This window comes from Micromonospora sp. CA-259024 (assembly GCF_050936255.1).
Classification (GTDB): domain Bacteria; phylum Actinomycetota; class Actinomycetes; order Mycobacteriales; family Micromonosporaceae; genus Micromonospora.
The window spans coordinates 2436371-2457065 of sequence record NZ_JBNJND010000001.1 but is presented as its reverse complement, the minus strand read 5'-3'; the positions used below and the strand labels follow the sequence as shown (position 1 = coordinate 2457065).

Sequence of the window (20695 nt, the reverse complement as noted above, 5' to 3'; positions counted from 1 at the left end):
TCCGGAAGGGGTCAAAATTCAGCCGGAACCACGGGGTCAGTTTTCAGGCGGAGCCGACAGTCGTCACATCCTCCACAGCCCGTGACCACCGGCCGGATCCTCGTTCGTGGGCGAGCCGTCGACGCACTGCTGTGGTCGCGCATCGATCTCGGAAACAATCGGCCACAACCACCAACACCCTGCCGGACCTGGCGCAGTGGCTCGAGGAGCACGAGGTCGACTACTCGCGCTGCGAAGGTTTGACCAGATCGAGCCAGTGCCCGGCCTCATCGGCCGGCAGCATGCCATCCAGGGTCACCGTCGGGCGCATCAACGGGTATGGCCGGCCGGCGTTCCAGCTCCGCGGGTACGGCGGCGGATCGATGACGACGACTCGCCTTCCTTCCAGTTTCGGGATATCCGCGGGACGGCCCTCGTTCCAGATCCATTCGCCGTGGGCGTCGACCAGGTTGAAATTGCCTCGGATGCCGCCTGCCGGTGCCAGGTCCTCGCCGTCGGAGGCCGCCGCGATCTCTGCGGCGCTTGGCCGTTGACCAGGCACCAGGCCCTGCGCCTCGTCGCCGATCAGGGCGTCGGCGAGGAGGGTGTGCAGCTGAAAGTTGTCGCCGACGCCGCTTATCGTCACCCGGAAGCCGCGTCGGGTCGCGCGGTGCAGCACGACCAGCGGTTCGTCGTCCAGAACAAGCAGCAGCCCGTACAACCAATGCGCCGTGCCGATGTGCTCACGCATCGCGCCGACGGCGGCGGTGAGCCGCGGTCGGTCGGGCAGGACGGCCCGCACGTCCTTACGCTGCGAGAGGTACAGCACCGGCTGAACCCACTGGCCGCCGGAAAACCACGCCTGCAGCAGGTTATAGGCGTCCGGCTGGGCCATCCCCCGGTTGGGAGCCGTCTCGACAAATCGCTCGATCGTCGGGCCGATCTGCTCCGCATCATCGGCATCAGGCAGGTCCCCGAACACCGCACCGTACAGCTCGGCGAAGCGTGCCGCCTGCTCCATCGCGTCGGTTGCCCGCCCGACGAGTGTGGGCACCACCACCGACACATCGGTGCCATAGTCCGCCATGCTGCCGGCAATCTGGGCCAGCTCGCCGCCCATCCCGAGCGGGATCTCGGCGAGCACCGAAGTCAACCTGGCCAGGGCCGCGTCGACCTCGTCAGGGCGCGCCTTCGGCGTGGCGCCCACGATGCCCCGCAGGGCCGTGAAGAACCGCTTGTCGTCGCGGCTGTCCACCGCGCCGACCAGATTGTCGACCCGCTTGCCGAGATCCGCCCTGAACAGCATCCGGCGATCTTAGCGTTCGGTCTCAGGGAGTCGCTTCCGTGCCGAAGACCATCATGAGACCGCGACCAACGTCCTCAAAGTGGAATGGCCGGGCCATCATTCGGCGGCCTGGTCGTGTGGGGACAGGGTGAGCTGCACGCCAGGGCGTAGTCGTGGAGGTACCAAGGCAAGCCGGCCGCCCGGCCAGCGGCATGAGCCGATGCACCCTCGGTTCAGAATCCGATCGAGGTGAACGGCTCGGGATCGGTGCGGAAGAGTCGTGAAAGGGTGGCCAGGGCATCCGGTTCTTGTGGGCGGATCTTGCCGGCGCGAGCCAGGGTGGCGGCGGACATCCCCCCGAGGTAGAGCGATCCGAGTGCCTGTATGTCCAGGGTCAGGTCCGTGGCGCCATCAACGCGCCGGCATTCGGCTCCACCCTTGCTGATCTCAAGTTCCCACGTACCGACGTTGTGGGGGCACTCTGGGTCTTTCTCGACGGTGATCCTGAGGTGGCCGTCGGTGTCGTAGCCGCGGCTGGTCAGGGCTTTGCGAAGGTCGAGGACTCGTACCCACAGGTTGTCCGACTGCCGCGTGACGCGCATGGCTCGCGGGTTGCGTAGCATCCAGCGCAGAGGCTCGTCGGCTGGTCGTGTCGGGGCGACGACTTTGCGCGTGAGGTCGAAGTCAAGCAGCAGGGACCACATGGCTCGGTAGGCGTCATCGGTGAGCGCCTCCAGCGCATCGACCACCAGCACGCCGACCCCATCGGGGTTTGTCGACCACGGCAGGCGGTAGTTCGCGATGCCGTCCACCTGCCCCGCGGCGTCGCGGTGGATGAGGTATCGCAGCGGTCCGTCGGTGCCGTTGGCCTCATCGGACAGCCCCGCCCAGCGTCCCTTGCGTGCCGTGATCTCGCCGACCCGTGCCCGTCGCACCCGGTCAAAGATCCCGGGCCACACCTCCCGCGCTGTCGCTGCATCGACCAGCTCCAGGCTGCCCGGGTCAGGATCGGCGTCGACAAGCCGGGCGTCCGAGCGTTCGATCTCCCATCGGGTGCGCAGCGTCGCCGGGGAGAACCCGTACCGCCCGTAGATGCTGCCCTCGCTCGCGCTGAGCTCGGCGATCGCCTCACCACGCTCCAGGGCATCGGTGAACATCGCCTGCATCATGCCCCGCAGCAGGCCCCGTCGTCGATGGCTCGACGGGACGAATCTCAGTCACCACAGGGCCCACCGTGCCTACGGGACGCCATGCGTGCAACCGAGTTACGGATTAGCCTCCTACAACGTCCCCGCATCGGTAGAGGCCGAGACCGCACCGATGACGCAGCGCCGCCGGTAGCAACTCACCGTGGTCTCGATCAAGCCGCGTGGGTCGGGGTGGTCAGGCCATCCCACTTCGGCTCGTGGGCCAGATCCGCATGCCAGCGAAGCGCTTCGAAGTTTCATGGCTGTGTTCTCGCCTCTTCACAGGCGCGTCCTTCGATGGACGTGATCGTCAGAGACGGTTGCCGTCCACCCAGTGCCAAGGAGGCCCTCATGCGGTTAACCCGAGTCTCTGCCCGTTTCCCACGCGTCACGCGTCGCGCCGCCGCAGTCGTCCTCGCCGCGGTCGCCGGTGCCGGTCTGGTTGGCGTCACCGCGCAGCCGGCGTCGGCCACGCCTCCCGGGATTCCGTCGAAGGCGACGGCGCAGTCGCAGCTCAACGCCCTGACCGTGGCCGCCGAGGGCTCGACCAGCGGCTACTCGCGGGACCTGTTCCCGCACTGGATCACGATCAGCGGTAGCTGCAACACCCGCGAGCAGGTCCTCAAGCGTGACGGCACCTCCGTCGTCGTCGACAGCTCCTGCGCGGCCACCTCCGGTCGCTGGTACAGCCCGTACGACGGGGCGACCTGGACGGCGGCCTCCGACGTCGACATCGACCACGTCGTCCCCCTCGCCGAGGCCTGGCGCTCGGGCGCCAACTCCTGGACGACGAGCCGCCGGCAGAGCTTCGCCAACGACCTCACCCGCCCGCAACTGATCGCGGTGACGGACAACGTCAACCAGGCCAAGGGCGACCAGGACCCGTCCACCTGGCAGCCGTCCCTGTCGTCGTACCGGTGCACCTACAGCAAAATGTGGATCACCGTGAAGTACAACTGGAGCCTCACCCTGCAGTCCGCGGAAAAGTCCGCGTTGCAGAGCATGCTCAACACCTGCAGCTCCTGACATGACGCCTTGGCCTGCGGAGCGCCCGCGGGACGCTCCGCAGGCCGGGCCATGCCTGCCGTGGGGGAGACTGTGCGCCCTCGCCAGCCTGCTTGCGCCACCGGCCGCCCGCGTCGGCGGCGAGAGGGCGCTTGACCATGGCCAGGTCCCGCCCGCCGGTGGCCGTGGTCAGGGCTGCTGGCCCGCATGCGTCTTCGCTCACGTAATTCCCCGGGCTCGGCTCACGTACTGCGACCAGCCGGGGCTGTGCCGGCTAAGCCTGTGGCGGTCGATCGGTTGAGGTTCGGATCTTGGCGCCCGTCGAAGAGTCGCAGTCGGGCCGTACCGTCCACGTTGTGAACGACACCGCCATAACCCGGCAGACCGCGCACGACTACGTCGATTGTTTGGAACGCCGGGACTGGCCCGGGTTGGCCGGCCTGCTCACCGACGATGTGGTCTACGAAATGCCACAGACTCGGGAGCGCATTCGCGGCAAGGATGCGTTCCTGCAGTTCAACATCGACTACCCCGGCGACTGGCACCTACGGGTGCGACGGGTGGTTGCGGACAGCCGGATGGCTGCCCTGTGGCTCGACGTCCGGGTAGGTGCCGAGCAGCAGGATGCGTGCGTCTGGCTCGAGACATCCGAGGGTGGACTGATCAGCCGGGTCGTCGACTACTGGCCCGAACCATACGATCCGCCGCAGGGCCGCGAACATCTCGTGGAGCGGTGGTGATGGCCGTCTCCCAGCAGAAGTCACCGGCGTACGCCGGCTGACCGCGCGGTAGGTGCGGCAGCCGTCGGCGCGGTGGTTCACCTGCGCTCGGGTAGGTGTTCGCTGGCCGACGTCAGAGGCGGTGGAGACCTTTTGTCAGCTGGCGGATGACGTGCCACTGCGCCTGGTCACCCGTGGGCCGGGGGAAGCCACCGTGCTGAAATGCCCAGTTCAGGTAGGACACCAGGGGCATGCCGACTTGGCCCACGAAGTGCGCGTCGGCGGATGCGTCGGGAAGGATGATGCCGTAGGGGCCCCCGCCGCTGACGTTGTCCTTGTGGAAGTGATCGGGCGCGACGGGCAGGAGGAATGGCTCGTCCTGGTCTTCTTTCCACGTCTCGATCTCTTCCGCGAAGTACTCGCGGATGTCGCTGTCCGGGTAGCGGGAACCCTCAAGTTCGAGCACGAGCGGGTCGGCCGCCGCCGAGCTGGGCCACTGCGGGTGCGTTCCGACCAGCCACACGTCGCCCACGATGCGGATCCACGACGACAGCACCATCGGGAGGAGGCCGAGACGCTGTTCCAGCCAGTGAACCTGCTCTTCGGCCTGGGGGCCCGGTGGCGTGTACGGCTCTGTCGGCGTCTGGTCGTCGTTGTTCTCGTGGAATCGGTAGCCCTGCTCGCGCAGGCGCGTGACCAATGTTTCGATGTTGCTCCGGGCTCGGCGGGCCATCTCGTCACATACCGCCTGCGCCTGCGGGGCGAAGGCGGGCTCACGGACACGGCTGCCAAGCTGCCGCAGCTCATGCCACACCAGCCTTTGTTCGCCGGCGATGTAGCGGTCTACCCAGTCCAGGTGCTCAGTCACCGCGATCATGGTGCCGCAGGTGACGCCTCAAGCCAACGGTTCGTGCGACACCGCAAGCCCAGTCGCGCGTTCCTGAAGGCGCCGATCACGGGGAGTTCGAGGGCCTGGCTTTCTGCGGGTAGATCGTCTCGTGACGGGCCAGCATGGCGACGAACTCGCCGATCTTCCGCTCGCGGGTCTGTGCCCGTTTGACGGCATTGACGCGGTAGATGAGAGCGAAGCGGTTGGTCTTGGTGAGGACATCGAACATGGCCTGGGCGGCGGGGTCGGCGGCGATGGCGGCGAGGAGGTCGGCCGGCACCTCGGCCTCCGACGGCGGGGCGTAGGCGGCGGCCCAGCGCCCGTCCGCCTTCGCGGCTTCCACCGCGGCGCGGCCCGGGTCCCGCATTCGTCCCTGCGCCTCCAGCCGGGCAACGTGGGCGACGTTGCGTTGTGACCAGGAACTGCGGGACCGGCGAGGGGTGAACCGGATCCAGGAGGTTTCCTCGTCCCGTTTACGGGCCTGCCCGTCGATCCAGCCGAAACACAGGGCCTCGTCGACCGCCTGCTGCCAGGTCAGGGTCGTGACCGTGCCGCCCTTCCTGGTCAGGGCTAGCCAGACACCGGGCGACGTGGCGTGGTTGGCTGACAACCACGCGCGCAGCGCGTCGGCGTCCGCGACGACCAACTCATCCAGTTCGGCGCTCGCCATGACGGCATGCTATCGCTGCGCCGGATGCCGCAGGCTCTGCCGGTGAGGCAGCCCGACATCGCCGCGGCCGACGGGTGTTGCGTGGGAATCCGGACGTCGCCGGGCCCGCGGGCCCGCCGACCCCGCGACGTCCGGATTGCCGTGGCCAGCCTAGGTGAGGTCAGCAGGTACGGGAGTTGTAGGCGGCCCAATAGGGGCCGCCGCCCTGCGGCGGGTAGAACCTGTAGTTTCCGTCGGGCGAACGCTGCAGGACGAATTGGTGCGAGCCGTACGGGCTCCTGGAACCCGTTGCGCCGTGGTACACCACATACAGCCACCCGTTCTGGTTGTCGTGCTGCACGAGCTTGTCGCCAGCCTTTGTCCAGCTGTTCCGGCCCGCGGAGCCGTCGGCGACGAGGCCCTTGTCGCGCTGGAAATTCCTCGTCGCGGCATCGGTCTGGTCGCCGAACACGCCGTCGATCCCGGACGACGGCAGGTAACCATTTGCCCAAAGAATGGTTTGCCACAGACAGGCGACGTTCGAGCTGCGGTGCGTGGTGACGTTGACGACGCCCTCGTCATCGAAGTCGTCAGACACCGCGCCGCTGCCGTAGACGTACGCCCTGCCGGTGTAGGAGCCGCTGGCCGCGGCCGGCGTCGCGGTGGTGACGTTGATGCCGATGGCCAACGCCGCGCCGACGGCGGGGACAGCAGCTCTCTTGAGTACGCGCCGGATGGAGTGGAGCGAGGACATGCATCTCCTTTGCTTGGGAACCATTTCGGGGGCAAGGGTGGTGGCCCGACGGGCGGGGCGGTGAGGACGGTAGAACGGTACGGTGGGGCCCGTATAATCCCCGCACAACTGGCGTATAGATCACCTACTCGTCCGCGTCATCCGGGTGTTGTGCGCCCAGCGGCAGAGGGCAGCGCCCACATGTGAGGTGCCTGGTTGCGTTTCGAACTCCTTGGCCCGTTCCGGGTGTACCACGAAGGACGGTCGGTTGCGCTGGGCTCGGTGAAGCAGCGCCTCCTGTTGGTCACCCTGCTGCTGCGCCCGAATGAGGTCGTCGGCACCAACGAGTTGGCGGCGATGCTGTGGGGCGACGACGAGCCGGCATCGGCCGCCGCGAACCTGCGCACCTATGTGCGCGGATTGCGGCACGCGCTGGGCGGCGGGGCGCCCTGGGATGGGATAACCGCTGCGGCCGGCGGCTACCTGCTGCGGGTGGGCCCGGGCGAACGGGACCTGGACCTGTTCGACGCCGCGGCGGCGCGGGGCCGTGAGGCACTCGCCGCTTCGGATCTGGACCGGGCTGAGGCAGAGTTCTCCGCCGCCGTGAACCTGTGGCGTGGGCCCCCGCTGTCCGACCTGCCGCTGCGCCCGGCGCTGGCTCGGCGGGTGGCGCAGTTGGAGGAGCGCCGGCTGCTCGTCGAGGAGGACTACGCCGAGGCGGTGCTGGCGCTCGGCGCGTCGGCTGACGTGGTGCGCCGGTTGCGCGGCCTGCTCGACCGGCACCCGCTGCGGCAGCGGGCGTGGGGCCAGCTGATGGTGGGCCTGTACCGCATCGGAGACGTTGCCGGCGCACTGGAGGCCTTCCGGCAAGCCCGACAGACGTTAGCGGAGGAGACCGGCCTCGATCCCACGCCAGAACTCGTCACGCTGTACGACGACATCCTGCATCACCGCCTGGGACTGGCAGCGCAACCGCCAACGGGGCCGGACAGGCCGGCGCCGGGCACGGCAGTGGGGCCGCTCATTCAGCGCCCCGAGCAGCTGCCGCGTGCGGTGCCGGAGTTCGTCGGCCGCAGCGCCGAGCTGGCGAGCCTCGACGCGCTCCTGAACGGCGCGGCGGAGGGGCCGACGAGCGTGGTCATCTCTGCGGTGTCCGGCATGGCCGGAGTCGGCAAGACCGCCCTGGCGTTGCACTGGGCACACCGGGTGGCCGACCGCTTTCCAGACGGCCAGCTCTATGTGAACCTTCGCGGCTACGACGAAGCAGGCGCGGTGTCCCCACCCGACGCCCTGTCCGGCTTCCTCGAAGCGCTCGGCGTGCCCCATACCCGGATACCCTCCGGCATGGAGGCCCGGACTGGTCTCTACCGCAGCCTGCTGGCCTCCCGCCGGATGCTCCTGGTGCTCGACAACGCTCGCGACTCCGCCCAGGTGCGCGCCTTGCTGCCCGGTGCGGGCGGCTGCATGGTCGTGGTCACCAGCCGGGACCGGCTCGGAGGCCTGATCGCCGCCGAGGGTGCCACGCCGTTGACACTGGACGTGCTCGGGGCTGAGGAGTCGATGAGCCTGCTCGCCAGACGGCTCGGGGCCAGCCGGCTCGCCTTCGAGCCGGCTGCGGTGGCCGACATCATCGAGGCCGCTGGCCGGCTCCCGCTGGCACTGTCGATAGTGGCGGCGCGCGCCGCGACCCATCCCACGTTCCCGCTCGGTGCGATCGCCGCCGAACTACACTCAGCCGAGGCGAGGCTGGACGCGTTGGCCGACGGCGACGTCCGGCGGGTCTTCTCATGGTCGTACCTGGCCCTGGGGAAAGACGCAGCCCGGCTGTTCACCCTGCTGGGGCTGCATCCGGGCCCGGACCTGACCGCCGCCGCGGCCTCGGCGCTCGCCGGTGTGTCGGCCGCAGCCGTTACGCCGCTCCTGCGGGAGTTGACCCGGCTCCATCTGCTGTCGGAGCACGCGCCCGGCCGGTACGCCTTCCACGATCTTCTGCGCGCCTACGCGGCCGAGCTCGCACAGTCGTCGGAGCGCGGCGACGAACGCGTCGCAGCCCGACAGCGCCTCTACGACCACTACCTGCACGCCGCCTATCCGGCCGCGCTGCTGCTCCAGCCGCAGTGGCCCCCGATCGAGCCGGTGCCGCCGCTGCCCGTACCCGCCAGGCAGCCGGTGACCGATCACGACGGCGCGCTCGCCTGGTTCACGGCGGAGCACCGGGTGCTGATCCGGGTGGTCCGCCAGGCCGCCGAGAACGGCTTCGAAGCGTACGCCTGGCAGATCGCGTGGGCGTTGAACACCTTCGTGGCACCGCGCGGCCTGTGGCAGGACCAGCTCGCCATCCAAGGGGTCGCGCTGGCCGCCGCAGAGAAGATCGACGACCTCGCCGGTCAGGCCGTCGCCAACCGGCTGCTCTCCCGCGCACTGACCCGACTCGGCGACCGCGCCGCGGCGGAGTACCGGCTGAAGCGCGCGCTTGAGCTACACGAGCGCCTCGGTGACCCGACTGGTCAGGCCCAGACGCTGCACAACTACTGCGAACTCTGCTACCTCGACGGCCGGCTCGACGAGGCGCTCGCACACGGCCGCGAGGCGCTGCGGCTCTACCGGCTGGTCGGCAACCACGCGGGTGAAGCCCGGACGCTCAACGCGATCGGTTGGCTGCTCGCCACCACCGGCGACTATGTCCAGGCCATCGCAAGCTGCACCGAGGCACTCGCCCAGCAACGACGGACCGACGACCGCAACGGCCAGGCCGCGACACTGGACAGCCTCGGCTTCGCCTACGACCGCCTCGGTGAACGCGACCGCGCGGCCGACTGCTACGAGCAGGCGATCAAACTCTTTCGCGACTCTGCCGACCGATATCACGAGGCGGAGACCCTCATCCGACTCGGGGACACCCGGGAAGGGATGGGCGACCGGAACGCTGCCGCTGCCGCCTGGCGCCTGGCCGCGCGGATCTACGAGGACGTGGGCGACCCCGCAGCCGAGGAGGTCCGCCGCCGCCTCGAACGTCTGGTTCCGTCCTAGTTCGGGCTCTCCACGTTCTGAGCCGACCGAAAAAATCTTTGCCGAGTGTCGTGTCGAGCCTGTTCCTGGTCGTCTAGGAGGTGAAAGGCACCGACAGAGCTGAGAAGGTGGATGGCGTGAAGTACGTGCTGATGTTCGTCGACACCGAGCAGTTCGCCACGGATCTGGCCGCCATGGGAGAGGCCGAGCGTGAGCGCGCATACGGGCGGGTGCGGCAGTGGTTCGCCGACAACGCCGACAAGATCAAAGGCCACACCTACCTGATGCCGCCGCACACCGCCACCACGGTCCGGATCGGGGGCGGGGAGCCGGTGGTCACCGACGGGCCGTTCGTCGAGGGCAAGGAGGTCATCTCCGGGTTCGCCGAGATCGACGTCGCCGATCTCGACGAGGCGCTGCGCCTGGTCACGTCATGGCCGGCATGCCCACTGGTGGAGATCCGGCCCATCGCCGGGTGAACGCCGCCGCCGACGCGGAGTTGGCCCGCGTGGTACGTGACCACGCGGGCCGACTCGCCACGTCTCTCGTCTCGCTGATCGGGGACTTCTCATCCGCCGAGGACCTGGTCGCTGACGCGGTCGAGGCCGCCCTGCGGCACTGGCCGGTCGAGGGCGTTCCCGCGAATCCGGACGGATGGCTCTACACCGTGGCCCGGCGCCGTGGCCTGGACGTACTGCGCCGCGACGCCCGCTACCGCGACAAACTCGCCCTGGCGGCATGGCCGCCGCCGTCGGAGCCAGACGACCGGCTACGCCTGGTCTTCACCTGCTGCCACCCGGCCCTGCCACGCACCGCTCAGATCGCCCTCACACTGCGTGTGGTCTGCGGTCTGACGACCGCGCAGATCGCCAAGGCGTTCCTCATTCCGGAGACCACGGTGGCGCAGCGGATCACCCGCGCCAAACGGAAGATCGCCGATGCGGGCATCCCGTACCGGATCCCGGACGCCGACGACCTCGGCGCACGGATGTCCGAGGTCCTCGCGGTGGTGTATCTGCTGTTCAACGAGGCGTACCTACCCACCACCGGCGACCGGGTGCAGGCACGGGACCTGGCCGATGACGCGGAGTTCCTCGCTGCCATGCTCGCCGCGCTGATGCCCACCGAACCCGAAGTCCTCGGGCTGCTGGCCCTGATCCGGCTGCACCGCGCCCGAGCCACGGCCCGCTTCACTACCGGCGGTGAGATCATCCGGCTGCCGGACCAGGACCGTAGCCTTTGGGACCACCAGATGATCGCCGACGCGGGCCGGCTGATCGCCAAGGCCGCCGCATTCAGAAGACCCGGCCCGTACCAACTCCAGGCCGCGATCGTGGCCGTGCACGCCGAGGCACGACGCTGGTCCGACACCGACTGGGATCAGATCCTGCTGCTGTACACCATGCTCGACGGCCTGGCGCCGTCACCTGTCACCACGCTGCACCGCGCGGTGGCGCTGCGTTACGCGGCCGGACCGCAGGTGGCATTGTCCGCAGTCGACGAACTCGCCGAGGTGCTGTCCGGCTACCACCTGTGGCACGCCACCAGGGCCGAACTGCTGCGCGATCTCGGCCGCGTCGACGAGGCACGTGCGGCGGACGCACGGGCGCTGGAACTGACCGTGAACCCGGCCGAGCAGTCGCTGCTGCGCCAGCGGATCAACTGGACGTGACGGGCACCGCTGAACCGTTCAGGCACAGCCTTCCGCGCCGGGCGGCCTCGCGGCCCGCACCGAGCTGCGGCCCGAGCGCTCTCGCGTCTACCTCGTGCGAGTGGCTCACGCGTCTGTCTCGCATGCGGCCGGTTTGCGGGCGAGGATGCGCTCGACGGTTCCGGCCTTGAGTCGTTCGGTTTCGACGATCTGGAATCCGGCGGTGTGGACCACGGGCAGTTGACGGCGGGTGAAATGCTCCCCGGCCGCACGGATCGTCATGCGTTCGAGCAACCACTGAGCTGCCCGGATCGGCGGCCAGCTGCTCGCGATGTGGTCCACCAGCAACAGCGTGCCGCCTGGTATCAGGACTCGGTGCATCTCGGCGATCGCGGCAGCGGGATCGGGGATCGCGCACAGCGACAGCGCACACACCACCGTGTCGAACGACGCGTCGTCGAAGGGCAGGTGCTCGGCGTCGCCCTCACAGAGCTCGACCGGACGGCCGAGATCGGCGGCGCGCTCTCGGGCGATGGCCAGCATCTCCGGGCTCAGTTCGATGCCGGTGAGGGACGTGCCGGACGGGTAGTGGGGCAGGTTGCGGCCCGTGCCGATCGCGACCTCGAGGACGCGGCCGTGAGCACGGCGGCCAAGCCACTCGCGTCCACCGGCGAACCAGATCTTCTCGAACAGGGCGATCTGCCTGTCATAGCCGGGTGCCGTCCTGTCCCACACCCGCTTCTGCCGGGCGGTCGGAGACTCACCCGTCCATGGTGCTGCTGACCTGGTCATGAGATTCCTTCCATGCGTGCGGGGTGGGGGAGGGAACAGTCGACGTTGCAGGATCCCACGATGGTTGCCTGCGGTGTCGACAGCGCCGACCGGCCCCGGAACGACCGGCCCCGGAACGACCGGGTCCTGAACGGCCTGACGCGCCCCGAAAACCAGGGCCGTCCTGCACCCGAGACCAGGTCAGGACCGGCGCGAAGGTGTAGGTCAGAGTCGCCGGTCAGGGATTCCCTGGCGGCCGGCCGCCAGGGGACCGCCGGGACGGATCATCTTGGGCCGGCGCCGCCCACTGCTCCCGTTCGGTCGATCGCGGCGCGGGCCGGGTCGGCCATCGTGGCGCCTCGCCAGTCTCCGTGACCAGACGCTCGGTCTCCTGCACCAGATAGTGCGGTCGGCGCTTGGTCTCGTAATAGATCCGGCCGATGTACTCCCCGATCACTCCCAGGATCGTCATCTGGATGCCGCCCAGCCCGATCACGCTGACGATGATGGTGGTGTATCCGGGGACATCGATCCCTTTCTCGACGGCGTCCGCGACCACCCAGGCCATGTAGGCCAGCGCGATAAGGGTGAGGAACAGGCCGCCGTAGATCGCCAGACGCAGCGGCCGGTTGTTGAACGACAGCAGGCCGTCGAACGCGTAGTTGAAGAGCTTGCTGAACGTCCACCTGCTCTGCCCCGTCTGCCGGGTCTCGTTGTGGTGGGCCACCACCGCCGTCCGGAAGCCGATCCAGGAGAACAATCCCTTGGAGAACCGGTTGTATTCCGGCATTGCCAGTATCGCGTCCACCGCGAGTCGGGACAGCAGCCGGAAGTCACCTGCCCCGTCCAGCAGGCGCACGTCGATCCACCAGTTGACCACACGGTAGAAGGACCGCGAGGCGACCATCCGCACGAACCGGTCACCACGCCGATCCCGGCGGGCGATCACCTGGTCGAAGCCCTGCCGGTACAGCGCCACCATCTCGGGCAGCAACCGCGGCGGGTGCTGCAGGTCGGCGTCCATGATGACGACCGCGTCGCCGGTTGCCCGCTGCAGACCGGCGAGCATCGCCGCCTCCTTGCCGAAGTTGCGGCTCAGCGACGTGTAGCAGACAGTGGGGTCGGCGGCGGCGAGCCGGCGCAGCGCCGCGAGGGTGCCGTCCTCGCTGCCGTCGTCGACGTACACCACCTCGACGTCCACGTCGGGCAGCTCGGCGAGCGCGGCGCTCACGGTCTCGTGCAACCGCTCCACCGACGCTTCCTCGTTGAAACAGGGCACCACGACGGACAGTCGCACTGTCTTCACCCCGCCCGGCCCGAGCCCGGGCATCCGCTGCCGACGCCGGTACGCGCGGCGCGAACCCGGTCAGAGGCGGTAGACCAGCACGCCATCGAGATCCTCCCGGGTGATGCCCAGCCCGTCGATGGGCCGGGCTGTGATGCCGTCCCACGGCGTCCCCCCGGCGCGGCTCGGCACGGCTACCACCGACCGCACGCCGATCCCCCGCAGGTACGCCACGCTGCCCGGGTCGGGAAACGATGCCACTGCGGCTCGGGTCTGCGCCTGGCTGACGGGCTCGAATCCAGCCAGCCCGTTGGTCACCCGTGGGAACCCGTCGGTGGTCCACAACATGTACGTCAGGTCGCCCACGCCGCCGGCGGGCAGCACCAGGATCGGCTCCTGCGCCGCCCGCATCGCGGCCGGAGGCGGTGGCACGGTCGGGTGGGGGGTCCGGTTGACGCCCTCCAGGGTGACCAGGGCCAGCGGCACCAGCAGGACCAGTGGCGTGAGGATCCGTGTCCACCGGCGGGTTGCGGGCTGGCTCGACAATTCGCCCAGGGTCGTCACCAGCCCGGCGGCCAGCACCGCCAGCAGGAGGCTGGTCCAGTGCATCATCCGGCCCGGCGTGCGCAACGCGTCCCAGCCCGGCAGGTGCGTGGACAGTGTCAGATAGCCGGGATCCCCGTCACCACCGAGCGTGGCGCCCAGGCCCAGCAGCACCGTGCCGAGCACGGCGAGCCCCAGCGCGACCCGGTGCCGGAGCGGGTACACCGAGACGAACAGGCCCGCCGCGGCCAGCCCGATCAGCGTCATCCCCGGTAGCAGCGTCATCTCCGGCGGCCAGGACAGCTGTTCGCGTGCGGCGGCGTGCCGCTCGCCCCACAACCACGAGTCCGCCGGCGCGGTAACGAACCCGATCAGCTTCGGGGAGAGCATCTTCGTCCAGTCCAGCGTCCGCTCGGCCTGCGGGTTGAGGTCGACAACGCGCAGGTAGACCATGCCGAGCAAGAGTGTCACCGCGCCGAACGTTGCCCCACCGGCCAGATCCGCGAGCAGGAGCCGCCGGCCGAACGGCGGGCGTACCCGCCGGCGCCACCAGGACCAGCCGTAGCAGCCGGCCGCCACCAGCACCGCGGCCAGCAGGAAGTACACCAACGGCAGCCCGATGCCGAAACCGAGACTGACCTGCCAGGCGGCGACAAGCCACCCGGCCAACGCCCAGCCGGGTCGTCGTCGCTCCGGCCGGTACCCGTGGCGCAGCGACCAGCCATGACCACGGGCCAGCATCGCCAGGGCCAGGGCGATTCCCCCGCTGGACAGGATGTTCAGATGGCCGGAGTGCGCCAACCGCCAGGGCCCGTACGCCCACGCGATCCCGGCGACCGCCCCGCCCCACCGGTTCGCGCCGAGTTGCCGAGCCAGCGCGTACGCCCCGAGGAACGCCAGGGCGTGCAGCAGCACGTACAGCACGTTGTACCGGACCAGGGCGGCCTCGAAGCCGGAACCGAGCATCCCGAACGGTGCGTATCCGAGCAGGGTGTCGCTGTAGGCGTAGGTGTACTTCTCGGGGTAGAAGGTGTTCGAGTGCCAGAGGTCGACCGGATTGCTGAGGAGAGCGTGCCCAGACCAGGCGATCTGCCAGGCCTGCAACGTCGGGTCGCCGAGGTCGCCGGGGATCGTGCTCGCCGGATGCCGCAGCGTCGGCCAGGTCAGCGCCACCGCCAGCAGCAGGCTCGCCAGTGCCGCCAAGATCCATTCGGGATGCACCCAGTGCCATCGACCCCGCCCGCCCGGTGTCCGGTCGTCGGAAATCTGTTCGAGACTCGCGTTCTCGGCGGTTTGTTGAGCGCCGGTGGACCGGGTATTCACGGAATAGATGCTCTCCGATCTTCCGGGTCTTGTCCATCAGCTGTCCGAAGCGTGGATCAGCGCGTCGCGACCTGGCGTGCCGCAGCCGAAACGTCCGCGCTGCGGCCGAGCCCGCTGTGGCGTCCGCCGGCCCTGTTTCAGGCTAACCACGCAGCTCGCGCAGACCGGTCTGACACGCACGGCAGGCCCCCGCTTGACTGACGCGCCCGCTGTTCGGCGAGTGCGGAGACGTTTCCGGGTCCGGCACGGCCGCGCCGCCCACCGGGCAGCACCTGTGATTGGCGTCGCGCGACTCCGGCAACCTCACATACGTGGGGCCAGATGTTTCACCTTCGCGTGACGGGTACTCAGGCGCACCGGCGCGGCCGGCGGGTAAACAGCGGTCAAGGAGTAAGGGAGTGCGGTCATGCCCGATTCGCAGCCCACCGTCGTCCTCGTGCACGGCGCGTTCGCCGAGTCGTCGAGCTGGAACGGTGTGATCGAGCGGCTGGGCGCCGCGTACGACGTGGTGGCCGCCGCCAACCCGCTGCGGAGCGTCGCAGGCGACGCCGCATACGTGCGGGACGTGGTACGCGGGATCGGCGGCCCGGTCATTCTCGTTGGCCATTCGTACGGCGGCATGGTGATCACCCAGGCCGCGGCTGACGAATCAGCGGTGCGGGCCCTCGTGTACGTCAACGCGTTCTGTCCGGACACGGGCGAGTCGGCGCTGTCGCTGTCCGGGAAGTTTCCCGGCAGCACGCTTGCCGACACGCTGGTGCAGTACCCGGTGTCGACCGGTGGTAACGAGGTGGCCATCGGCCAGGACGCCTACCACGCGCAGTTCGCCGCGGACGTGTCGGCCGACCTTGCCGCGCTCATGGCCCGGACCCAGCGGCCGATCACCGAACAGGCTCTGGGTGACAAGCTCACCGGTGACCCCGCCTGGCGACTGCTGCCCAGTTGGTTCGTGTTTGGCGACGCCGACATGAACATCCCGGTCGCCGTGCATCGGTTCATGGCCGAGCGGGCCGACGCGCGGGGCCAGCGTGAGATCGTCGGCGGCTCGCACGCGATGGCGGCGGCCGTGCCGAGCGAGGTCGCCGAGACGATCATCGAGGCGGTCCGGGCGAGCGGCTGACACCTCTGTGCTACCGCTGCCGGCGCCGGAACGGCGCAAGGGTGGCACGGATCTGGTCGCCCGCGCCCCAGTCGTCGTCGAACTGGGCCAGCACGGCGAGGTGCTGCCGCAGCTGGACAATCGGCATGCGGACCCGCCAGTCGCCGTCGAGCGAGGTCAGGTCCGCATAGACCTCGAAGAACCGTTGCGCCTCGGGCGGGGGCGAGGTGGACCACACATGGGCGAGGTCGACCTCGGCCCACATGTAGGACACGGCCGGGTCGATCAGCGCGGGCCGCCCGTCCGGGGTGGCCAGGATGTTCTGCGCCCACAGGTCGCCGTGCGTCAGGCATGCCGGCCGGTCCGGCAGCAGGTCGGGCAGCCGGTGACACAGCCGCTCCAGCGCAGCCCGGTCTCCGGCGTCGAGCGCCGCCTCCACGCGGGGCTGCCCGAGCCACCGAAGCAGCCGGTGCTGTGCGAAGAATGCGAAGCCGTCGTCATCCCAGGTATTGATCTGGCGGCGGCGGCCCAGCCAGTTGTCGTGGTGCCACCCGAAGCGCGGGTGCGTCGTGCTCCTGTGCAGGTGGGCGAGCACGTGCGCGAACTGCTCCCAGAAGGTCTCACTGCGCGGCCTCGGCCGCAGCACCGACAACACGAGCAGTTCCCGGTCCGCCAGGATCACCTCGGGTGTCGCCACGCCGCCGAGCTCGCGCAGGGCGGCCAGCCCGTCGGCCTCCGCGACGAAGACGTCGTCGGCCGGCGCGTCGGCGAAGGCCTTGACGAACACCGACGGCGCGTCCCGCCGGGTGGCTATGCCCGCCAGCGCCGCGACCCCGCCCGTCACCGGCTCCACTGTGACGACCTCGTGCATCCCGGCCCGAAGCAGAAGATCGAGCAGGAACGTCGTCGAGCGCGTCAGGACGGGATCCTCTTGAGCAGAATGCATGTTCGTCATTGTCATTGACAGTTGACCACGTCGCGAGAATGAGCCTACGGCCACAGGCGTCGATCCACCGCACCTCGGTCGGCCGGGATGGGCCGCGGGCGTGGGGCCCGCGACCACATCGGCGCGTGCCCGCTAACGGATGGGGTCACCCCGGCTCTCCATCCGGAAGTAGTCGAACGCGACGTCGAGATCGGTGGAGGTGCCCGCCCGGTTGAAGGCCATCAGCCCTGCTTTCGTGGGCTCGGCGTTCAGCGTGGTGGAGCCGATGAAGCGGTAGACGCTTCCGTCGCTCGAATAGTAGGCGCGGTAGCTGCCCCCGATCTTGGTCAGTCGAAGCCAGATGGCGCCATCGGTCCCGACGATCCGCTGGGCGTCCGCGCCGGTGATCTCCAGCGTCGTCGCGGTGCCGTTCTGCTCGCGGAGGAGGACGATCCGGACCTTGTTGATGGGTGCGCTCGCGCTGCCCATCTCCCAGGCGAGCTTCACGTAGTTGTCGTCGTCGGCGTAGGCGATGACGCCGCCCTGCTCGTTGTTGTTCGCGAGTGGACGTGAGAAGACGACCCTGGAATCGGCTGTCCAGTCGCCGTTGACGTCCTGCAGAGCGAGGTTCTTCGCGGTGTTGGCGCTGCCCTGCAGGTCGCCCTGCTGTGCGGTGATGATCAAGGACCCGTCGGCCAGGCGCGACCTGTTCTCGTCCGGCCGCACCCACTGCCACTGTGGGCCGAGTTCGGTGGAGTCGAACTCGTCGCTGCCGGTGATGGTGGTGTTCAGGTCCACCGTGTAGACCGACGACGCCGCGCCGTTCGTGACGGTGACCCGCGCCTGCCCGGTGGTGCTGCTCGCCTGCTCGACCGCGACCGAGGCGGCGGGATCGGCGGCACCGGCGGTGACCGTTGGTACGGTCGTGGTGCCGGCCGGCGTGAGGGCGTTGTAGTGGAGCACCGTCGGTGAGAAGGAAGCCAGGGGCTCGCCGTTGACGCTCAGGTTCGTCAGCGTCGTGTCGGGCACCAGGTGGAAGACGTAGTTCTTCACGAGAGGGCCGAAGAAGCTCTCCGTCGTGACCTTGACGACCGCCTGCCCGGGCACGCCTCCCGCCTGGGAGATGATCTCGTAGCGGGCCTTCCGGTCGGCCGTCCTCACCTTCGTGATGGTCGGCGACGCCCCGGCCGGGATGGGGATGGTGTACGAGGTGTCCGACAGGTTGAAGCCGCCGAACTCCTTCCCGTCCACCACGACCTTCGCGGAGAGCGGCGCGTCGTCGACCGGGACGTCTCGTCCGCTGAACTCCTTCCAGTAGTTCACCGAGGTGTCCCGCCAGTCGGCGGCGTCCGCCTCGTGGACCGCCAGCTTGGCGCGTACCTCCGCGAAGCGGCGCGCGTCGACGTCGGGCTGGAGCGTGTCCCAGGTTTCCCGCATCCAGGTCACGTACTGGACGCCCATCTGGTATCGGTAGACCAGCTCGTCCCAGAACGTCCGGCCACTGTCCATCCGGTGGCCCCATGGCACGTGGTGGAACCACATCAGCAGGTTCTCCGGGACCGAGTCGATGTCGCCGTAGCGTTGCTGCAGGCGGGGGAAGTACTGAGCGGCCAGGTTGCTGCCGGTGGGGGAGCGGTCGAAGCCCAGGCCGACGGTGTCGGCCTTGTTGTAGTAGACCGGGCTCCAGTCGTCCCGGCCCGCCCAGTCGCCGGGGTCGGGACGGTAGTGGGCACCCTCGGCGAACTGGTGGCCGATGCCCAGCGGCGTCTGGTAGCTCACCAGCGCCTCCCACGAACCCATCATCATCTTCCGGATGGTGTCGACGACACGCCTGTCGTTGCCCCAGGTCATCCGGACCCAGTCGGTGGCGATCTCGGCCGAGCCGAGCGTCCAGTTCCACGCCTGACGGCCGAAGGCGAAGAGGTTCGCCTGGGAGAAGTGGTGCCCGGTCAGGTTGTCCGCGTTGCCGAGGTTGGCGACACCGACGATGGCGGTGTCCGCATGGTGCTGGGCGGTTCCGTCGACGACGTTGCCGACCAGGCGCTTCTTCAGCAGCTTCCCGTTCTCGTCGGTCGCGTACGTGTCGGTCTTGAGGATCTCCTCGTACATCGGGCCGAGGTAGGCCAGCATCCAGTTCTGGCCCGTGTACTCCTGAGTGATCTGGAGTTCCAGCGCCTGGTTGGTGTTCTCCATCCGGCCGAACATCGGGTGGATGGGCTCCCGTGCCTGGAAGTCCAGCGGCCCGTTCTTCGTCTGGAGGAACACGTTGTCCGCGAAGCGTCCCCTGGTGCCGTCCGGCTGGGCCTCGTCGTCGATCGGCCCGAACTCCAGATACGCCCGCTTGAGTCGGTCGTTGTCCACCTCGGCGTTGTAGACGAACGTCCGCCAGTGGACGGTCATCCCCAGCGGCGCCACCGCGGCGGCAATGGCGTTGGCGCCGTCACCGTGGTCGTACCCGAAGTCCTGTGGCCCGGGCTGGCCTTCGGAGTTGGCCTTCACCGTGAGGCCCATGAAGTCCGGGATGGCGGTCTGGATCTGCCGGGCCCTGCGGTTCCACCAGCCGCGGAAATCCGCACCGTAGGGGTCGAGTTGGCTGTTGGTCAACGTGTCCGGCGCGAACCGGCTGTCCGTGGGTGCGGTGTAGCGGATCGACAGGCCAAGCTTGACGCCGTACGGACGCAGGGCGTCGGCGAGAGCCGCCTCCTGCGCGATACGCGCGCTCGTCAGGTACGCGTTGTCGGCGTTGACGTTGTTGATGGTGATGCCGTTGATGCCGAGGGACGCCAGCGCGCGTGCCACGACGATGTAGCGGTCGAGGATGACGGGCAGGTTCCGGCCGGCGCTCGCTCCGGTCGCCGCGAAGTTGAAGATCGCCCCGTTCTCCCCGTTCAACCCGCCCAGTCCGGAGGCGTTGTTGCCGGCGTAGAGGCGCTCGGTCTCCCAGTTGTTCAGCAACCGATGCTTGATCTTCGGTGACTCCGCGATGCGGAGGTGGTCGATGGGCTTCTGCGTCTGCATGAGCCGCAGGAAGGCGAAGGTCCCGTAGAGCGCGCCGAGGTCGGTGTTGGCGGCGATGACGGTGAATTTCTCCCTCGCACGGGACACGGAACGGATGAGGTAGCCCTCGTCGCCGACGCCGGCCAGGTCGCGGGCCGCGACGGCGCGGCGTACCACCGGCGAGCTTGCCGGCGTCCCCACCACGACCGACCCGTCCGGGACCGTGTCGCCGTCGACGCTCGTCACCGGTGCCGCCTGGCCGAGGAGCCCGCCCAGGCCGCGCACCAGCTCGTCCCGGGCCGCTTCGAGTGTGGTCTCGACCAGCTTCTCGGTGGACCCGGGCGCCATGCTGAGGTCTGTCGTGTGCCGGTGGACCTGGTCGGCATCGGCGTTCTCGACCAGGATCGCCCTGGCCGTACGGCGGTAGTCGCGGAGCAGCTTCGCGTCGCTGACCGGCACGTAACGCAGCCACAGGTCGGAGCCGCTGTAGTCGTCCGGTGACGGGGCCGCGGCGACGGGCGTCGTGGCGACCGTGAGGGTGGCCGCGACCGTGGCGAGCGCCGTGCCCAGCACGATGAGAACTCGCCGCAGCCTGGGCACCGAACCTCGGTTCATTGCCTTCTCCTTCGTCCGTTCACGACGCCGA

General features: G+C 69.1%; 16 protein-coding genes. 6 read left to right on the top strand and 10 right to left on the bottom strand.

What is annotated here, in order from left to right; genetic code table 11:
- Nucleotides 1-220 precede the first annotated feature (220 nt).
- On the bottom strand, nt 221-1285 hold the full coding sequence (locus ACQEUX_RS10750) for a hypothetical protein (protein WP_433044985.1): 1065 nt from the start codon (nt 1283-1285) through the stop codon (nt 221-223).
- A 212-nt stretch (nt 1286-1497) separates the two neighbouring features.
- Entirely contained in the window at nt 1498-2481 is a 984-nt protein-coding gene (locus ACQEUX_RS10745; protein ID WP_433049754.1) for a GNAT family N-acetyltransferase, read from the bottom strand.
- A gap of 321 nt (nt 2482-2802) precedes the next feature.
- Here ACQEUX_RS10745 and ACQEUX_RS10740 point away from each other — a divergent pair, with 321 nt between their 5' ends.
- Both ACQEUX_RS10740 and ACQEUX_RS10735 read left to right on the top strand, forming a co-directional pair.
- Nucleotides 2803-3477: an HNH endonuclease family protein gene (locus ACQEUX_RS10740; RefSeq protein WP_433044982.1), complete on the top strand. Its 675-nt coding sequence runs from the start codon at nt 2803-2805 to the stop codon at nt 3475-3477.
- Between the two features lie 335 nt (nt 3478-3812).
- Complete coding sequence (locus ACQEUX_RS10735) at nt 3813-4196, top strand: nuclear transport factor 2 family protein (protein ID WP_433044979.1); 384 nt, start codon at nt 3813-3815, stop codon at nt 4194-4196.
- Between the two features lie 112 nt (nt 4197-4308).
- Here the strand turns inward: ACQEUX_RS10735 and ACQEUX_RS10730 are convergent, their stop codons facing one another.
- The 3 genes from ACQEUX_RS10730 to ACQEUX_RS10720 form a co-directional block, all read right to left on the bottom strand.
- On the bottom strand, nt 4309-5043 hold the full coding sequence (locus ACQEUX_RS10730) for a hypothetical protein (RefSeq protein WP_433044976.1): 735 nt from the start codon (nt 5041-5043) through the stop codon (nt 4309-4311).
- 85 nt (nt 5044-5128) lie between these two features.
- Nucleotides 5129-5734: a YdeI/OmpD-associated family protein gene (locus ACQEUX_RS10725; RefSeq protein ID WP_433044973.1), complete on the bottom strand. Its 606-nt coding sequence runs from the start codon at nt 5732-5734 to the stop codon at nt 5129-5131.
- Nucleotides 5735-5894: 160 nt separating this feature from the next.
- A complete protein-coding gene (locus tag ACQEUX_RS10720; RefSeq protein ID WP_433044970.1) occupies nt 5895-6467 on the bottom strand; it encodes a peptidoglycan-binding domain-containing protein in 573 nt (190 codons plus the stop codon).
- Between the two features lie 195 nt (nt 6468-6662).
- Here ACQEUX_RS10720 and ACQEUX_RS10715 point away from each other — a divergent pair, with 195 nt between their 5' ends.
- The 3 genes from ACQEUX_RS10715 to ACQEUX_RS10705 all read left to right on the top strand — a co-directional run bounded on the left by ACQEUX_RS10715 (nt 6663) and on the right by ACQEUX_RS10705 (nt 11127).
- Nucleotides 6663-9476 (top strand): AfsR/SARP family transcriptional regulator, encoded by a 2814-nt coding sequence (locus ACQEUX_RS10715; protein WP_433044967.1) that lies wholly within the window; start codon nt 6663-6665, stop codon nt 9474-9476.
- Nucleotides 9477-9592: 116 nt separating this feature from the next.
- Nucleotides 9593-9934 carry a YciI family protein gene (locus tag ACQEUX_RS10710; RefSeq protein ID WP_433044964.1) on the top strand — a complete coding sequence of 114 codons (342 nt, stop codon included), beginning with the start codon at nt 9593-9595 and terminating at the stop codon, nt 9932-9934.
- Nucleotides 9898-11127 (top strand): RNA polymerase sigma factor, encoded by a 1230-nt coding sequence (locus ACQEUX_RS10705; RefSeq protein ID WP_433044961.1) that lies wholly within the window; start codon nt 9898-9900, stop codon nt 11125-11127. Before ACQEUX_RS10710 ends, ACQEUX_RS10705 begins: the two co-directional genes overlap by 37 nt.
- A 105-nt stretch (nt 11128-11232) precedes the next feature.
- Here the strand turns inward: ACQEUX_RS10705 and ACQEUX_RS10700 are convergent, their stop codons facing one another.
- From ACQEUX_RS10700 to ACQEUX_RS10690, 3 genes are all read right to left on the bottom strand, one after another.
- Nucleotides 11233-11898 (bottom strand): class I SAM-dependent methyltransferase, encoded by a 666-nt coding sequence (locus tag ACQEUX_RS10700; protein ID WP_433044958.1) that lies wholly within the window; start codon nt 11896-11898, stop codon nt 11233-11235.
- 217 nt (nt 11899-12115) lie between these two features.
- Nucleotides 12116-13207, bottom strand: a complete 1092-nt coding sequence (locus ACQEUX_RS10695; protein ID WP_433044955.1) for a glycosyltransferase family 2 protein — start codon at nt 13205-13207, stop codon at nt 12116-12118.
- A gap of 36 nt (nt 13208-13243) precedes the next feature.
- On the bottom strand, nt 13244-14971 hold the full coding sequence (locus ACQEUX_RS10690) for a hypothetical protein (RefSeq protein ID WP_433049751.1): 1728 nt from the start codon (nt 14969-14971) through the stop codon (nt 13244-13246).
- 463 nt (nt 14972-15434) lie between these two features.
- On the opposite strand from ACQEUX_RS10690, the gene ACQEUX_RS10685 reads away from it, so the two are divergent.
- Complete coding sequence (locus ACQEUX_RS10685) at nt 15435-16148, top strand: alpha/beta fold hydrolase (RefSeq protein WP_433044953.1); 714 nt, start codon at nt 15435-15437, stop codon at nt 16146-16148.
- Between the two features lie 10 nt (nt 16149-16158).
- Here the strand turns inward: ACQEUX_RS10685 and ACQEUX_RS10680 are convergent, their stop codons facing one another.
- Entirely contained in the window at nt 16159-17073 is a 915-nt protein-coding gene (locus ACQEUX_RS10680) for a fructosamine kinase family protein (protein WP_433044950.1), read from the bottom strand.
- A 132-nt stretch (nt 17074-17205) separates the two neighbouring features.
- Nucleotides 17206-20664, bottom strand: a complete 3459-nt coding sequence (locus tag ACQEUX_RS10675) for an alpha-glucuronidase family glycosyl hydrolase (protein WP_433044947.1) — start codon at nt 20662-20664, stop codon at nt 17206-17208.
- Nucleotides 20665-20695: the final 31 nt, after the last annotated feature.

Coding starts and splice junctions, on each gene's coding strand:
- ACQEUX_RS10720 (WP_433044970.1), bottom strand. CDS start 6,467: ATGTCCTCGCTCCACTCCATCCGGCGCGTACTCAAGAGAGCTGCTGTC.
- ACQEUX_RS10675 (WP_433044947.1), bottom strand. CDS start 20,664: ATGAACCGAGGTTCGGTGCCCAGGCTGCGGCGAGTTCTCATCGTGCTG.
- ACQEUX_RS10695 (WP_433044955.1), bottom strand. CDS start 13,207: ATGCCCGGGCTCGGGCCGGGCGGGGTGAAGACAGTGCGACTGTCCGTC.
- ACQEUX_RS10700 (WP_433044958.1), bottom strand. CDS start 11,898: ATGACCAGGTCAGCAGCACCATGGACGGGTGAGTCTCCGACCGCCCGG.
- ACQEUX_RS10680 (WP_433044950.1), bottom strand. CDS start 17,073: ATGCATTCTGCTCAAGAGGATCCCGTCCTGACGCGCTCGACGACGTTC.
- ACQEUX_RS10750 (WP_433044985.1), bottom strand. CDS start 1,285: ATGCTGTTCAGGGCGGATCTCGGCAAGCGGGTCGACAATCTGGTCGGC.
- ACQEUX_RS10685 (WP_433044953.1), top strand. CDS start 15,435: ATGCCCGATTCGCAGCCCACCGTCGTCCTCGTGCACGGCGCGTTCGCC.
- ACQEUX_RS10725 (WP_433044973.1), bottom strand. CDS start 5,734: ATGGCGAGCGCCGAACTGGATGAGTTGGTCGTCGCGGACGCCGACGCG.
- ACQEUX_RS10705 (WP_433044961.1), top strand. CDS start 9,898: ATGCCCACTGGTGGAGATCCGGCCCATCGCCGGGTGAACGCCGCCGCC.
- ACQEUX_RS10740 (WP_433044982.1), top strand. CDS start 2,803: ATGCGGTTAACCCGAGTCTCTGCCCGTTTCCCACGCGTCACGCGTCGC.